This is a genomic window from Thermosynechococcus sp. (assembly GCF_046299635.1).
Taxonomy (GTDB): domain Bacteria; phylum Cyanobacteriota; class Cyanobacteriia; order Thermosynechococcales; family Thermosynechococcaceae; genus Thermosynechococcus.
Genome location: NZ_JBKBHV010000040.1, coordinates 1 through 14,674 on the forward strand (window position 1 = coordinate 1; position 14,674 = coordinate 14,674).

13 protein-coding genes are annotated in these 14,674 nt (G+C 55.6%); 5 read left to right on the plus strand and 8 right to left on the minus strand.

What is annotated here, in order from left to right:
- Positions 1 to 783: 783 nt before the first annotated feature.
- Together ACK4IR_RS12010 and rpsN are read right to left on the minus strand one after the other, a co-directional pair.
- A complete protein-coding gene (locus tag ACK4IR_RS12010; RefSeq protein ID WP_409874591.1) occupies positions 784 to 1,071 on the minus strand; it encodes a 4a-hydroxytetrahydrobiopterin dehydratase in 288 nt (95 codons plus the stop codon).
- Positions 1,072 to 1,114: 43 nt separating this feature from the next.
- The gene (rpsN, locus tag ACK4IR_RS12015) at positions 1,115 to 1,417 is read right to left on the minus strand and encodes a 30S ribosomal protein S14 (protein WP_409874592.1); all 303 of its coding nucleotides are present in this window, start codon (positions 1,415 to 1,417) and stop codon (positions 1,115 to 1,117) included.
- A 98-nt stretch (positions 1,418 to 1,515) separates the two neighbouring features.
- Between rpsN and cysS the strand changes: the two genes are divergently transcribed.
- Both cysS and pyrE read left to right on the plus strand, forming a co-directional pair.
- Positions 1,516 to 2,982, plus strand: a complete 1,467-nt coding sequence (cysS, locus tag ACK4IR_RS12020; RefSeq protein WP_409874593.1) for a cysteine--tRNA ligase — start codon at positions 1,516 to 1,518, stop codon at positions 2,980 to 2,982.
- Positions 2,983 to 2,996: 14 nt separating this feature from the next.
- Positions 2,997 to 3,566: an orotate phosphoribosyltransferase gene (pyrE, locus tag ACK4IR_RS12025; RefSeq protein ID WP_409874594.1), complete on the plus strand. Its 570-nt coding sequence runs from the start codon at positions 2,997 to 2,999 to the stop codon at positions 3,564 to 3,566.
- Here the strand turns inward: pyrE and purB are convergent.
- From purB to ftsH, 4 genes are read right to left on the minus strand one after another with little or no spacing between them, the layout of a single operon-like run.
- Positions 3,563 to 4,858 (minus strand): adenylosuccinate lyase, encoded by a 1,296-nt coding sequence (gene purB / locus ACK4IR_RS12030; RefSeq protein WP_409874603.1) that lies wholly within the window; start codon positions 4,856 to 4,858, stop codon positions 3,563 to 3,565. The genes pyrE and purB overlap by 4 nt on opposite strands.
- A gap of 55 nt (positions 4,859 to 4,913) precedes the next feature.
- Entirely contained in the window at positions 4,914 to 6,002 is a 1,089-nt protein-coding gene (locus ACK4IR_RS12035) for an LOG family protein (protein ID WP_409874595.1), read from the minus strand.
- 31 nt (positions 6,003 to 6,033) lie between these two features.
- Positions 6,034 to 8,247, minus strand: coding sequence for an ATP-binding protein (locus ACK4IR_RS12040; protein ID WP_409874596.1), 2,214 nt, complete (start codon positions 8,245 to 8,247; stop codon positions 6,034 to 6,036).
- The gene (gene ftsH, locus ACK4IR_RS12045; protein ID WP_409874597.1) at positions 8,193 to 10,121 is read right to left on the minus strand and encodes an ATP-dependent zinc metalloprotease FtsH; all 1,929 of its coding nucleotides are present in this window, start codon (positions 10,119 to 10,121) and stop codon (positions 8,193 to 8,195) included. The genes ACK4IR_RS12040 and ftsH overlap by 55 nt, the downstream gene beginning before the upstream one ends.
- Positions 10,122 to 10,257: 136 nt before the next feature.
- On the opposite strand from ftsH, the gene ACK4IR_RS12050 reads away from it, so the two are divergent.
- Both ACK4IR_RS12050 and ACK4IR_RS12055 read left to right on the plus strand, forming a co-directional pair.
- Positions 10,258 to 12,057 (plus strand): aspartate kinase, encoded by a 1,800-nt coding sequence (locus ACK4IR_RS12050; protein WP_409874598.1) that lies wholly within the window; start codon positions 10,258 to 10,260, stop codon positions 12,055 to 12,057.
- Positions 12,044 to 12,958: a DMT family transporter gene (locus ACK4IR_RS12055; RefSeq protein ID WP_409874599.1), complete on the plus strand. Its 915-nt coding sequence runs from the start codon at positions 12,044 to 12,046 to the stop codon at positions 12,956 to 12,958. Before ACK4IR_RS12050 ends, ACK4IR_RS12055 begins: the two co-directional genes overlap by 14 nt.
- Here the strand turns inward: ACK4IR_RS12055 and ACK4IR_RS12060 are convergent.
- On the minus strand, positions 12,955 to 13,305 hold the full coding sequence (locus ACK4IR_RS12060) for a hypothetical protein (protein WP_409874600.1): 351 nt from the start codon (positions 13,303 to 13,305) through the stop codon (positions 12,955 to 12,957). The genes ACK4IR_RS12055 and ACK4IR_RS12060 overlap by 4 nt on opposite strands.
- Positions 13,306 to 13,384: 79 nt before the next feature.
- Here ACK4IR_RS12060 and prmC point away from each other — a divergent pair, with 79 nt between their 5' ends.
- On the plus strand, positions 13,385 to 14,260 hold the full coding sequence (prmC, locus tag ACK4IR_RS12065) for a peptide chain release factor N(5)-glutamine methyltransferase (RefSeq protein WP_409874601.1): 876 nt from the start codon (positions 13,385 to 13,387) through the stop codon (positions 14,258 to 14,260).
- Here the strand turns inward: prmC and ACK4IR_RS12070 are convergent.
- Entirely contained in the window at positions 14,257 to 14,520 is a 264-nt protein-coding gene (locus ACK4IR_RS12070) for a DUF3493 domain-containing protein (protein WP_409874602.1), read from the minus strand. The two genes, prmC and ACK4IR_RS12070, sit on opposite strands and share 4 nt — an antisense overlap.
- Positions 14,521 to 14,674: the final 154 nt, after the last annotated feature.

The following is a 14,674-nucleotide window of genomic DNA, read 5'->3' on the forward strand; positions in this document are numbered from 1 at the left end:
TAAACTTAATTTTAGGCCATAAGTCATCCCGCCGATGACTTGTGTCGACATCTCTCTGAACCAATCTTGGGTGGACTGGCCGCTTGACGTCGGCCTGTGTGCTTAAACAAGAGTTGTTGAAACTTACGCCAAGGCTGACCGACTTTGCCAACAACAGCGATAACTTCTACTGTATATTTTGACATCATAACAGACAGTGCTCATTATCATTCACCAACTTCTTTTCTCAAGACACAGCCCGGCTGGTCAACCCACTTCAACTTTGCGCTGCTTTGCCTAGCACCGGTTCTTTGGAAGATTGAGCTTAATAAACAGGCCTCAAAGGGGAGAGAAAGTGAAGTGCTCGATTCCCTAGAAGGCTGGTTGTTTATCATCCGGCTTTATTAATCTTGACCTCGAAGTTGGTATTAGTTACCAAGGCGGTCATTGAAGCGCAGATCCGGTAGTCCACAGGAACATCAATAGGGTTAGAGACAGAGAGCGCTACGGCTGTTTTGAGGGTTTGCTAAAGTCAGCAGTTACTTGAATGCGATAACCTTTGAGTCCCGCGCTTTCGGCCAACTTATAAAATTTGGCGTACCAAGGTGGCTATAGGCAGATTTACCGAACTGTGGTTATCAGACAGCGCATGTAAAACGTCGCGATTTTCTTCTCCCGGCAGATCAAAGATTTATTCTATCCCTTCATTCTCAAGGCATTTTACGAGTCATTCGGGTGGGCGATCGCCCTATCGTAGTTCTGCGTTTTGTCCAGTTCTCAAATGTTAGCCACTACCGGTAAAATTTATGCCGCTGCCAGATCGGAAATCACCTTGGCTAGGTCAATGTCCTTTTGGGTAATCCCGCCCACATCATGGGTGGTGAGGCAGACTGTCACCCGATTCCAAGAAATCGTTAGATCAGGGTGATGCCCTGCTCGCTCGGCGGGATCCACAAGGCGATTAACAAACGCAATAGAGCCGAGAAAGTCCTTGAAGGTAAAGGTTTTCTCAAGGCGATCGCCCGCTACTTTCCACCCCGGCAGACTAGCTAACTGTGCCTCAATCTCAGCGGGAGATAATCGCTCCGCCATAGTTTTGCCTCAACCCTATGAGTTCTAGGGTAGCAGTCTTAATCTACCAACTGGCCTTCACTACCCCCGGCAGTAACCCTTGGTGTGCCATTTCCCGCAGGGCATTGCGGCAGAGGCCAAAATCGCGATAGTAGCCACGAGGACGACCCGTCAGCCAGCAACGATTCCGCAGTCGCGAAGGGGCACTGTTGCGGGGCAACTTTTGTAGTTGACGATGGATGCTCATGATCTCTTCTTGGGTTTCAGCACTGGCCAGTTGGGCTTTGAGTTCTTGGCGCTTACTGGCATATTTAGCAACGAGCCGTTGCCGCTTTTTTTCGCGTTCGATCATGCTTTTTTTGGCCATGGGGGTGTGTTTGTCCTCGATAATGGTGAATTTGGTATCCTATATCCTATCAAAGAGCGATTTGCTGCTGCAACTGTTGATCCTTGCGGGGTGTTTCTGTGCCCTTACATTTGTACAACACACTGTCTCGCCGCCTTGAACCTTTTTCACCGCTGCACCCAGAGCGAGTGACCATCTATGCCTGTGGTGTTACCGTGTATGACTACTGTCATTTAGGACACGCCCGTTCCTACGTGGCTTGGGATGTGCTGCGCCGCTATCTCACGTTCTTGGGCTATTCAGTGCACTATGTGCAGAATTTTACCGATATTGATGACAAAATTCTCCGCCGTGCCCATGAGAATGGCGAAACCATGGCAACGGTTAGCGATCGCTACATTGCTGCCTACCACGAGGACATGGCGGCTTTGAATATTCTGCCTGCCAGTGCTTATCCCCGCGCGACAGAGGTAATTCCAGAAATTATTGATCTGATCCAAGGCTTGCTAAATCGCGGCTATGCCTACGTGGCCGGGGGGGATGTTTACTATGCCGTGGTGCAGTTTCCCGGCTATGGCAAGCTTTCGGGACGGCAGCTTGAGCAACTGATGGCCGGTGCCAGCGGCCGCATTGAGGAAGAAGAAGAGCAACGCAAACGCCACCCATTGGATTTTGCCCTCTGGAAAGCGGCAAAGCCCGAGGAAATGGGTGTCTATGACCCATGGGAAGCGCCTTGGGGCAAAGGACGCCCCGGCTGGCACATTGAATGCTCAGCCATGGTGCGACAAGCCTTTGGGGCAACGGTGGATATCCACTGCGGCGGTATGGATTTAATTTTCCCCCACCACGAGAATGAAATTGCCCAATCGGAGGCGGTGACGCAACAGCCTCTAGCACGATTTTGGCTGCACAACGGCTTTGTCACCGTCAACACTGAGAAAATGTCCAAGTCCTTGGGGAATTTCACGACAATTCGTGACTTGTTGACCCAAGGGGTCGATCCAATGGCGTTACGCCTGTTAGTTTTGCAGGCGCAGTATCGTAAACCTTTGGATTTTACACCAGAGGCACTTACCGCCGCTGCAAAGGGCTGGCAAACCTTGGCGGAAGCACTGCGCTTGAATCAGCAGGTTCCCCTTTCTCCCACGGATGCAAATGAGGTGAAGAGCCACGCTAGTACCCAAGCCTTTTGCCAGGCTATGGATGAGGATCTGAACACCGCCGCTGCCTTGGCAGTGATCTTTGAACTGGCGAAAACCCTCAATCGGGAGCAGCATCGCTATCTCCATGGGGGAGACTTGGGGCGATCGCCCGCTGAGGTGAGTCGCGATTGGCACACCTTGGTTGCCCTTAGCCAAGTCTTGGGTCTAGAGGCCAAAGAGGAGCCAAAAACCTCGCAAACGATGGGTTTAACTGATGAGGAGATTCAAAATCTGGTTGCGGCTCGCACTGCTGCCCGTCAAGCCAAGAACTATGCCGAGAGCGATCGCCTGCGGGATCTGCTGTTGGCTCAAGGGGTGAAACTTGTGGATCAAAAGGACGGTACCACCCATTGGTTCCGCCTGCCCGCTGGCTCAACCCCCTAACTTTGGAGAACACTATGCACAATTCCCTTGCTGACCTGCGTCAGGAACTCTTGGCGCTTCTTTGCCGCGATGCCTACCGTGCCGGCGAGTTTATCCTTTCCTCCGGCCAAAAAAGTCACTACTACATCAACTGCAAACCCGTTACCCTATCGGCGCGGGGCGCCTACCTTGTGGGTCGGCTCTTCTTGGCGCAGTTGGCCTCTGAAACGGTGGCAGTGGCCGGTCTCACCCTTGGCGCCGATCCCTTGGTCGTGGCCGTGAGTGTGCTGTCCAATTTGCAGGGGCAGGATCGGGCGGCGTTGATTGTGCGCAAGGAAGCCAAAGGCCACGGCACGATGAGCTTTATTGAAGGCCCTCCCTTGCCCCAAGGGGCGGTGGTCACAGTGCTCGAAGATGTGATCACAACGGGGGGGTCGGCTCTGAAAGCGGTTCTGCGGCTCCAAGAGGCGGGCTATGTGGTGAATGAGGTTCTCGCCATTGTGGATCGTCAAGCGGGCGGGGAAGCAGCCTTTGCGGCTCAGGGAATCCCCCTGCGATCGCTCTTTCGGATAAGCGACCTTGAGGCCTATCTGAAGTCGGCTTAGATGCCCAAGCGCTGGTAAATTTCCTCTAGGTGCCTGAGGTGATGCTCAGGGTTAAAGCAGGCCTCAAGTTCCTCTGGTGTGAGGTAGCGCTGAATCTCGGAATCCCCCTTCAGGTTGGCAGCAAAATCACCATTGGGTTGATTCCAAGCGGCATGGGCGTGTTTTTGCACCAAGGCATAGGCAGCTTCGCGACTCAGCCCCTTCTCCACCAGCGCCAAGAGCACCCGCTGACTAAAGATGACACCGCCGTAGCAGTTCATATTGCGGCGCATATTCTCAGGATAGATTTGTAGCGTTTGCACCAAGTCGGTCATCTCCACCAGCATAAAGTGGGTGAGAATCGAGCTATCGGGCAGAATCACCCGTTCCACGGCACTGTGGGAAATATCCCGCTCATGCCAGAGGGCCACATTTTCCAGAGCCGCCAAGGCATTGCCCCGCAGCACCCGCGCCAGTCCCGTCAGCCGCTCGGAACGAATGGGATTGCGTTTGTGGGGCATGGCGGAGGAGCCTTTTTGCCCCTTTGCAAAGAACTCCTCGACTTCCAGCACATCGGTGCGCTGTAGATTGCGAATCTCAACGGCAAAGCGCTCAAGGCTCGCTCCTAAAAGGGCAAGGGTTTGGGCATAGTCGGCATGGCGATCGCGGGAAATGACTTGGGTTGAAGCAGTATCCGGTTGCAGTCCCAGTTTTTGGCAGGCGATCGCCTCCACGCGCGGATCCACATTGGCATAGGTGCCCACTGCCCCAGAAATTTTGCCCACCGCCACGGTGCGTTGCAACTGACACAGGCGATCGCGATGGCGCAGCAGCTCTGCCAGCCAGCCGGCCAGCTTAAAGCCAAACGTGATTGGCTCGGCGTGAATTCCATGACTGCGTCCCACCATCACCGTATAGCGATGTTCTTGGGCACGGTGGCGCACCGCCTGAATGAGCTGCTCCAACTGCTCTTGAATGAGCCGCAGGCTGGCCACCAATTGCAGGGCTAAACCGGTGTCGAGGACATCGGAACTCGTCAGCCCAAGGTGAATATAGCGCCCGGCATCGCCGACATATTCGTTGACATTGGTGAGGAAGGCAATGACATCGTGCTTCACCTCCGCCTCAATTTCCAGCACCCGTTGGGGATCAAACTTGGCCTTGGCTTTGATTTCAGCCACAGTTTCAGCCGGGATGTGACCCAGTTCGGCTTGGGCTTCGCAAACCGCAATCTCAACATCTAGCCACGTTTTGAATTTGTAGGCATCGGTCCAGAGATTCCCCATGGGGGCAAGGGTATAGCGTTCAATCATGGGCGTACGTTGATCTAGCGTGGTCAAAAAATTCAAACAAGTGTGTGGCGATCGCCTACTTGCGCTCAGGATGGTATGCCGCCTCCGCCGTGGCAAAGCCATTGAGGCGATAAATCAGTTGGTAGAGGCGACTATAATCCCGCTGATTGAAGTGCATGATCAGTCGCGGCAGATGCAGAGTATGGGTCAAGGCAGGGCGGTGAATGGGCTGCTCATCTTCCACTTCTCGAGGCAGGGGTTCTGTGCGCTCAATCTGACCCGACACGAGAATGTCTTGAAAATCGCGATTGAGTTCTGCTAGAGCAGCATCACTAATGTCTTGGTTCAGCCGCAGCACCAAGCGATCGCCCACATAGCGGCTAGAGTGATAGACACGATAAAAGCCACTCAGATAGGCTAAGCCCTCCTCCACACTGGTGCAGATGCGATAGAGTTCCTGATCTTCCCTGTTAATCAGTCCCTTGGCCACCAATTCTTCACGAATAAACTGATCCCAATGTTGCCAGTAGGTGCCACCGGGAACATCCATCAAGACCAAGGGTTTAGGCGGTGCTTTGCCCGTTTGGCAGAGGGTCAAGCATTCAAAGGCCTCATCTTGGGTGCCAAAACCACCGGGGAAAACGGCAATGGCATCGGTTTCCTTGAGCAAAAAGAGTTTGCGGGTAAAGAAGTACTTAAAGTGAATCAGTCGCGGATCCCCTTCAATGTAGGGATTGGCACCCTGCTCAAAGGGCAGTTCAATGTTGAGGCCAAAGGATTTATTGGGGCCTGCCCCTTTATTACCCGCCTCCATAATGCCACCCCCGGCCCCTGTGATAATCATAAACCCCGTGGCACTAGCCGCTTGGGCAAAGCGCACGGCCATTTCGTAAACCGGTGCTGTAGCAGGTGTGCGGGCAGAGCCAAAGATCGAGATTTTGCGGGTATGGCGATAGGGGGCAAAGACCCGTAAGGCTTGGTGCATATCCCGTAGGCAGGAACGCAGAATTTTCCAGTCTAGTCGTTCCAGTTCCTCGTCGGCAATATCCAGAAAAAGTTGCAGGGCTTGGTAAATCACGTCGCCGTGGGGCACACTGTCCAAGCGACGAATGAGCTGTTCAAGGTCTTGCTGTAGGCTACTTAAAGCGACTCGCGAAAGGGTCATAGCACCCTAAGAACGTTAGCACCCTATTTTATCAGGGAGCGGGATCACCTGACGCAGTGGGTAGGCTGAGGGTAAAGGTGGTAATGCCTGCTTCACTGTTGGCACTAATTTCACCCTGCAATTGCTCCACGAGTTTTTGGGTTAACGCAAGGCCTAAACCCGTTCCCCCCTGTTGCCATGGATCCGCATTGGGAATGCGATAAAACTTTTCAAAGATGCGCGGCAGTTCCTCACTGGGAATGTCGGAAGGATTACTCACTTGAATTTGCAGGCGATCGCCGCCGATTGGATCAAAACGGACAATAATCTGCGCTCCAGCAGGGCTGTACTTACAGGCATTGTTGAGTAACTCTGCCAAGATGCGGGCTAAGGCATGGCGGTTGGAGAGGAGGGGCGGCAAAGTGGGGGGGCGCACAATCTCAAGGGATTGCTGCCGCTGTTGCATGCGGTTGCGGAAGGGTTCGAGCACCGAGGGCAGCCAACTGTCGAGATCAATCACCTCCTGTTGAATCTGGCTGCGGCCTGCCTCTAGGCGTTGTAGATCCAAGAGGTCGTTGATGAGTTCGGTTTCGCGGTTACATTCATGGGCCAGAATCTCAAGGTAGCGCCGTTGGCGCTCGTCGGTGACCAGCTGCTTGAGCATGTGGATGGCCATTTTCATATTGGCCATGGGCGTACGCAACTCGTGGGAAACGGTGCTCAAGAAATCATCCTTAATGGCATTGAGCCGCTCTAGCTCCTGCATTTTCTGTTCCAGTTCAGCCGTACGGGCCCGTACCTGTCGCTCCAAATCGGCATTGAGTTCCTGCACCTGTTGGTAAAGCTGAGCTTGGTGAATGGCGAGGGCACACTGATCGGCAATGGTTTTGACGAGGCTTAAATCCTCAGGCGTCCAAGACTTGGGCAGGGTTTGTTGCCAAAGCTGGCGATCGCTCGCCAAAACGGACGTTGCTTCACTGGGCTCCCACTCCCAATCGAGGAGCGTAATTTGCCCGAGGAGCTGGCCAAGGTAAATCAAGGGGGTGATCACCAAGGCATTGACGTTGAAGGTTCTGAGATCCGTTTGCAGTGGCTCCGGTAAATCCATACAACTAGCCGCCAAGACCACCTGTTCACCGTTGCTGAGAGCTGGTTCAAAGAGGGCGATCGCCCCCTGGTTCAGAGCAATCAAATGGTTGGGTAAACTGACAAATTGAGGATGGCTCGCATAGGTGGGGCTATTGGGAGCATGGGTTTGCGTAATCAGACAGAGGGTTGATCCCAAGGCTTCTAGGAGTAAATCAGCGGTAATTTGCAGCACTTCCGCTGCCACCATGGTGGTGCGCATGGCTTGAATGATGCGGTTAATGATTGCCTCGCGGCGAGCTTGGTTGCGCAGTTGTTCCTCAGCTCGCTTGCGATCGGTGACATCCATGACATAGCTGCGGATTAGCTCACTTTCATAGATATAGTGAATCGATTGCTCGTAGATGCGCCCTTGGTACTCCACCTCCCGTACATGGACTTTTTCTTGAGTTTGTGTCATGTAGCGCGCCAATTCCGGCAACCCCACAAGCAGGGGATGAGTCAACTTCTGTTGCTGTAGATCTCGAAACTGCATTACTGCGGCTGGATTGAGATACGTCACTCTCCCCTCGAGATCCACTTCCAAAATCGGGTTGGGTGTTAGCTCCGGATAGGAGGCCAAGCGCACTAAAGCCGCTTCACTAAAATTCTCGATATTGCCCTCACTGAGGGGGACAAGCGTGGCAAAGGGATTCGTGCTTTTGGAGAGAAATCCTAAGACATCGGTACTGCGGCAAAAATCCTGAAACTCCGTATCCGTCATGTTGGTCAGCGTCAAGTAGCGGGCACGTACATCACCGCCAAACACAATCATGTCGCCAGTGCGCAGATCATGGGCAACAATCCGCTGGCCATTGACGAGAGTCCCATTCGTACTGCGCTTGCCCTGCAAATCACCGTCAATGAGGCGAAACAGATAGCTATTGGTTTCAGGACTGGTCACCCGCAACAAAATGGCGTGCTGTCGTGAGACCATCTTGGAGTGGAGCACGATTGAATTCGTAGGATCACGGCCAATGGAATAGGTGGCTGCCTCTAGCAAAATGGGTCGCCGTCCCTCATTGTCTTCGAGGACTAATAGGTGGCGGACTGCCTGCCGCTCATGGCTCACCGTCGCCTCCTTGCCTAGGATGGCCGGGCATCCTGACGAAAGGACACCGGCGTCGCTGTCGCCTTCCAAGTGGGTTCTTTGACGGGCAGAGTGGTATATTGGCGCACCAAAGCACGGAATTCATCGCCGTCAATGGTTTCCTTCTCAAGGAGCAGCTCCACCAGCTTGTCAATAGCCACCCGATGCTCGCGGATCAGTTTGCGGGCAATCTCGTAGCAGTGCATTACAATCTCGCGCACTTGGTGGTCAATTTGCACGGCAACGGCCTCCGAATATTCGGCGCGGGGCATCAGATCTCGACCGAGAAAGACCTCGTTGCCCGGTGTCTCAAGGGCTAAGTGCCCTAAATCCGACATGCCATAACGGGTCACCATCTCGCGCGCCAGATTGGCCACCGCTCGCAGGTCATTACTGGCACCCACCGTCACTTCGGCTTCACCGAAAATTTCCACTTCAGCCGCGCGTCCTCCCAACAGAATCGTGATCTGATCGAGGAGCCAAGCGCGGGTATAGAGGCCACTATCCACCCGTTCTTCATCAAAAATCTGCTGGGCAAAGCCACCGACGCCCCCTGAACGGGGAATGATCGTTACTTTGTTGAGGGGATCGGCGTGTTTCAAAAGCGTCATCAGCAGGGCATGCCCCACTTCGTGGTAGGCAATGAGCCACTTTTTCTTGCTATCGAGGAGAGGGGTGAGGGTCATGCCAATCGTCACCCGATCAATGGCATCGTCAATTTCGGTATTGGTTATCGCAGGTTTGCGGCGGCGGGCAGTGAGAATTGCAGCTTCATTGAGCAGGTTGGCCAGTTCAGCGCCCGAAAAACCGGGAGTGCGGCGGGCGATCGCCTCTAGGGATACTTCAGGCGCAATTTTTTTGTTGCGGGCATGGACTTGGAGAATCTGTAACCGTCCCTTGTAGCTGGGCAAATCAACGGTAATTTGGCGGTCAAAGCGGCCGGGGCGCAGTAGAGCCGCATCTAAGACATCCGGACGGTTGGTTGCTGCAATAACAATAATGCCCGTATTGCCCTCAAAACCATCCATTTCCGTGAGCAGTTGATTGAGGGTTTGCTCCCGTTCATCATTTCCCCCGCCAATGCCGGCACCTCGTTGGCGACCGACGGCATCAATCTCATCAATAAAGACTAAACAGGGGGCGTTTTCTTTGGCTTTTTTGAAGAGATCCCGCACACGGGAGGCACCGACGCCGACAAACATTTCCACAAATTCAGAACCGGAAATAGAAAAAAAGGGTACCCCCGCTTCCCCGGCGATCGCCTTGGCAAGGAGCGTTTTGCCGGTTCCCGGTGGTCCAATCAATAGCACCCCCTTGGGAATACGCGCCCCAATGGAGGTAAATTTCTCTGAATTCTTGAGAAAGGTCACGACTTCCTGAAGCTCTTCTTTGGCCTCTTCAATCCCGGCCACATCACCAAAGGTCACCCCTGTTTGTGCCGCCATCTGAAAGCGGGCGCGGGATTTACCAAAGTTGAGAATCTGCCCTGGGCCACCGGGGGCATTACTCACCCGCCGCAAAATCATCAGGAATAAAATGAGCAGAAAGAAGCCCAGCATCAAGTTAGAAATGACGCCAACCACCGCCGCATCACTGCTAGAGGGCACCACCCGCACCGTGGTGTCATAGCGGCGACTCACTTGACGCAAGAGTTCTATGAGTTCGGGATTGCGATCAAAGAGCCGTACCTCTTGGGGGGGCGATTGTTCTGGTTGATCTTTGCGGCGAAATTTGGCTAGCCCCTGTTCCTGATAGAGTTCGACCGAGCTGACTTCACCAGCCTTGAGGGCATTGAGAAATTGACTGTAGGAAACGGTGTTGCTGCTGCTCGACTGCGCTAGGCCAATGTTGGTGGGGGCTAACGAGAGACCCACGACCAAAGCCACTTGACTCAGCCGTCGGGAAAGGCGTTGAGCGTATTTCATTGGCACCCGTTTCCGAAATTCAGTTCTAATGTCCAGTTTAACAGCGATTTTTCAGTTCCCTAGCGCCATAGACGAGCCACAGCTAAGAATCATCGTCCTGAATATAAAATAGGACAACATTCTCTTTAGAGCGCCCATGGGACTGATTGTACAAAAGTATGGTGGCACATCCGTCGGCAGTGTTGAGCGCATCCAAGCCGTAGCCCGCAAGGTCAAAGCAACGGTGGCAGCGGGACATAAGGTGGTGGTGGTGGTCTCCGCCATGGGCAAAACCACGGATAGCTTGGTGCAACTGGCCTATGCCATTAGCGATCGCCCCAGTCAGCGGGAAATGGATATGCTCCTTTCGACAGGGGAGCAGGTTTCAATCGCCCTGTTGACAATGGCGCTCCATGCCTTGGGGGAACCCGCCATCTCCCTGACCGGCGCCCAAGTGGGCATTGTCACCGAACCGGCCCACACCCGTGCCCGCATTCTCCACATTGAGACCCAGCGCCTCGAACGGCACCTCAAAGAAGGCCAAGTGGTGGTGGTGGCCGGCTTTCAGGGGATTACGGGTGCGGCTGATTTTGAAGTCACTACCCTTGGGCGCGGCGGCTCGGATACCTCGGCGGTGGCCATAGCGGCTGCTTTGCGGGCGGACTGCTGTGAAATCTACACCGATGTCCCCGGCATTTTGACCGCCGATCCGCGACTGGTGCCCCATGCCCAACTGGTGAGGGAAATTACCTGCGATGAAATGCTGGAGTTGGCCAGCCTCGGCGCCAAGGTCTTGCATCCGCGCGCCGTGGAGATTGCCCGCAACTATGGGGTGGATTTGGTCGTGCGCTCCAGTTGGACGGATGATCCCGGTACGCGGGTCATTGCACCGCCGCGGCCGCCCCGTCCTGTGGAAAATCTGGAACTGGGCAAACCCGTGGATGGGGTAGCCCTTGATACGGATCAGGCGAAGGTGGCTCTATTGCGGGTGGCCGATCGCCCCGGCGTGGCAGCCCAACTGTTTGGCGAACTGGCACAGCAAAACCTCGATGTGGATTTGATTATCCAATCCATTCACGAAGGGCAAACAAACGATATTGCCTTTACGGTGCAAAAGAGCGCCCTCAAACAAGCGGCAGCCGTGGCCGCGGCCTTTTATCCCCGCTTGCATCCCCGCGTGGAAGAGACGGAGGTGCTTGTGGATACCGACATTGCCAAGGTCAGTATCACGGGGGCAGGGATGATCGGCCGACCGGGGGTGGCAGCTCAGATGTTTTCGGCCTTGGCAGCAGCGGGCATTAACCTGCAACTGATCTCCACCTCGGAAATCAATGTCAGTTGTACGGTGGCCGCCGCGGATGCGGGTCGAGCGATCGCCATTCTCTCCCAAACCTTTGATGTGGAAGCTGCCACCAGCGTCCCCCAACAGACCCCTGATGCGCCACCGGTGCGGGGCGTGGCCCTTGATCCGAAGCAGGCGCGGATTGCAATTCGGGATGTGCCCGATCGCCCCGGCATGGCGGCAGCAATTTTCCAGACCCTTGCGGATGCGGCCATTAGCGTGGATATGATCATCCAGTCCCAGCGATCGCGCGCCCTAGGGGGGGTGATGACCCGCGATATTGCCTTCACGGTGGCCTCTGCCGATGCCGAGCAAGCGGTGGAACTGCTCAAAGGGGTTCAAACCCAATTGGGCTACGGCGACATCCTCGTGGATACGGCGATCGCCAAAGTGAGCATTGTCGGTGTGGGGATGATCCACCGACCGGGGATTGCCGCGCGCATGTTTGCTGCCCTGGCCCGTGAAAACATCAATATTCAAATGATTGCCACCTCGGAAATTCGCATCAGTTGTGTGGTGGCAGAATCAGAGGGGGTGCGAGCCTTGCAGGCGGTGCATACGGCTTTTGGTCTGGACGGTGAGGCACCCGTCGCCATTCCCGATGTCGGCAAATAGGCCGCCCCCTTGGCAAATTGCCCTGGTGCTTGGCATGGGCGTGGCGGCGGTTTCGACGGCTGCGGTCTTGGTGCGCTGGGGCGTTGCCGGCTTACCCACCCATGCTGGGGAAACCACCGTGGCTTTGAGCATTTTCTTGGCCGCCGGTCGCCTAGGGGTGGCCGCCCTCTTGTTAATTCCGCAGCTTGCCACTTGGCCATGGCCGGATCTGACCCGGCAAAATCTGCGTTGGGCACTGGCGGCCGGGGTTGCCCTAGCGGCGCACTTTAGCCTCTGGTTTACCTCACTCAACTACACCTCGGTGGCCGCCTCGACGACGCTGGTGACCACAACCCCCATCTGGTCAGCCTTGGGGGGGTACCTTTGGCAGCGGCAAACCCTCCAACCCCGCACTTGGGTGGGCATGGCGATCGCCCTTGGGGGCAGTGCACTGATTGGAACCGGCGAACCGACAAGTGCGGGGGCAAGAAACCCTCTGTGGGGCAACGGGCTGGCGATCGCGGCGGCCTGGGCGGTCAGTGCCTACTTCATCTGTGGGCAAGCGGCTCAAAAAGCAGGCCTGTCAATTCACCGCTACGCCTTTGTTGCCTATGCCACGGCTGCGGCGGTGCTCCTCCCCCTGCCGCCCCTTTTGGGTCTTGGCTATACAGGTTGGCCGCCGAAGCTCTATGCTGCCATCCTGCTGTTGGCATTGATTCCCCAGTTGGTGGGGCACACCAGCCTCAATTGGGGCATGCGTTGGCTTTCGCCCACCGGGGTTACCCTTCTGGTGTTGGCGGAACCGATGGTGGCCAGTCTCTTTGCCCTGCTGCTTTTCGGTGAGGTGCCGACCACTGCCGTGATCATAGGGGGAACTCTTGTGCTCGTGGGTTTAAGCGTGGCTCTGTGGCCGAAGCCCTAGGGGGATTTGGGCGATCGCCGCCGCTGTTTGAGGGTCTCCAACGCATCCCCCAAGGCCGTAATGAGTCCTTCGCGGGTACGGGCATGGTTTTGGCGTTCTTCCTCTAGGGTCCGCCGCAGTCGTTCATTTTCCAAAAGAGCCTCAATCAACTGAGCCTGAAGTTCTGCCACCGAGGTTTGGCTGCGCACGCGAGCCTCAATCTGGGCCCGTTCATCTGCCTGTTCGGGGGCGGCGGCAGCCACAGAGGGCGGCGGTTCAGGAACCGGTGGCGGCAGTGCATTCAATTGCGCCTGCGCCTGTTGCAGTTGCTCTTGCAGACGTTGAAGCTGTTCCTGAAAATCTGCCACAGTGGAGAAGGCACAATTTAAGAATTCTAGGGCTATTTTGGTACGAGTCTCCCCAGAAAACAAGGGTCAAGGCATATTCGTGCGGGCCGAGGCGCTGCAAGCATGGTGGCACTGGGCACAGGGAATCATTCCGGCCGCTGAGCGCAAGAGTGGCCTACGGGAGTTAAAACAATTTCTCAGTGCCTTCACGGAGTTGAGTCCCCTTGAAATTGCTCTGCGCCGCTTTCCCCCCCAAATTCGGCTGCAACTGCCCCTTGCCGAACTCCAAGAGCGCTGGCAACGTCGCTGGCAAGAGCGAGTGCCCCTGCAATACCTCATTGGCACGGTTCACTGGCACGACTTGGAATTGGTCGTCACCCCCGCTGTGTTGATTCCGCGGCCGGAAACGGAGGAGTTACTGGAAGTTGTGGCAGCCACGGTGCCCCCTGGGCAACAACGGGGACATTGGCTGGACTTGGGGACGGGGAGCGGGGCGATCGCCATCGGCTTGACGCGGTTATTTCCGTCTGCCCTAGTTCATGCCGTGGATTGCAGTCCTGCGGCGCTAGAGGTTGCGCAAGAGAATATTCAAAAGTACGCTTTGGGCGATCGCCTGCGGTGTTACCTCGGCAGTTGGTTTGATCCCCTTGCCCCTCTCCAAGGGCAGGTGCAGGGCATTGTCAGTAATCCCCCCTATATTCCCACCGAGCTGGTGACTACCCTCCAACCTGAAGTGCGGTACCATGAACCCCGCTTGGCCCTCGACGGTGGCGCCGATGGCTTGCAGGCCATTCGCCAGATTGTGGAGAGGGCGCCGGCGTATCTTCAACCCCAAGGCTGGCTCTTTATGGAACTGATGGCCACCCAAGGGCAAGCCGTAGCAGCCCTAGCAAGGGCAACCCAAGCCTATGGACGGGTGGAGATCCTCAAGGATCTCAGCGGCCACGATCGCTTTTTGGTTGCTCAAAACCTTTAGCTGCGATCCCAACGCCAGAGGGCGACCATCAGGGCAACCACCCCAATCTGCAAGGCCAGATTCTGGGCCAAGTCGTCCCCTGCCGTGCCCGCCAAACCCTTGAGGCCAAGGATAAAAGCACCCATGAGACCGGAAGCGGCAAACACAGCATAAAACACGCGCCGCAATCCCCGATAGGGAGCTTTGACCTCGGCTTGCAGGCGATCGCGCAGGGTTGGTTGAGTCACTTCAGCCTGTTGCTTCGATTCGTTAGCAGCCATCTTGATTTTCCCGTCACCTGAAAATATCCTACGCCCCTACAATAGGGAACGGTGTGCATCAATGACGGTCTAAGGCCTTGACGCTCATCCCGCTAACGCTTCTCGTATAGCGGGAGATTCCCCATTCACCGAGTCTTGGCTAGATGTCCCGAAG

Excerpts from the sequence above, each read along its gene's own strand:
- ACK4IR_RS12050 (WP_409874598.1), top strand. The coding sequence starts at position 10,258 with ATGGGACTGATTGTACAAAAGTATGGTGGCACATCCGTCGGCAGTGTT.
- ftsH (WP_409874597.1), bottom strand. The coding sequence starts at position 10,121 with ATGAAATACGCTCAACGCCTTTCCCGACGGCTGAGTCAAGTGGCTTTG.
- ACK4IR_RS12055 (WP_409874599.1), top strand. The coding sequence starts at position 12,044 with ATGTCGGCAAATAGGCCGCCCCCTTGGCAAATTGCCCTGGTGCTTGGC.
- purB (WP_409874603.1), bottom strand. The coding sequence starts at position 4,858 with ATGATTGAACGCTATACCCTTGCCCCCATGGGGAATCTCTGGACCGAT.
- ACK4IR_RS12035 (WP_409874595.1), bottom strand. The coding sequence starts at position 6,002 with ATGACCCTTTCGCGAGTCGCTTTAAGTAGCCTACAGCAAGACCTTGAA.
- rpsN (WP_409874592.1), bottom strand. The coding sequence starts at position 1,417 with ATGGCCAAAAAAAGCATGATCGAACGCGAAAAAAAGCGGCAACGGCTC.
- ACK4IR_RS12010 (WP_409874591.1), bottom strand. The coding sequence starts at position 1,071 with ATGGCGGAGCGATTATCTCCCGCTGAGATTGAGGCACAGTTAGCTAGT.
- ACK4IR_RS12070 (WP_409874602.1), bottom strand. The coding sequence starts at position 14,520 with ATGGCTGCTAACGAATCGAAGCAACAGGCTGAAGTGACTCAACCAACC.
- pyrE (WP_409874594.1), top strand. The coding sequence starts at position 2,997 with ATGCACAATTCCCTTGCTGACCTGCGTCAGGAACTCTTGGCGCTTCTT.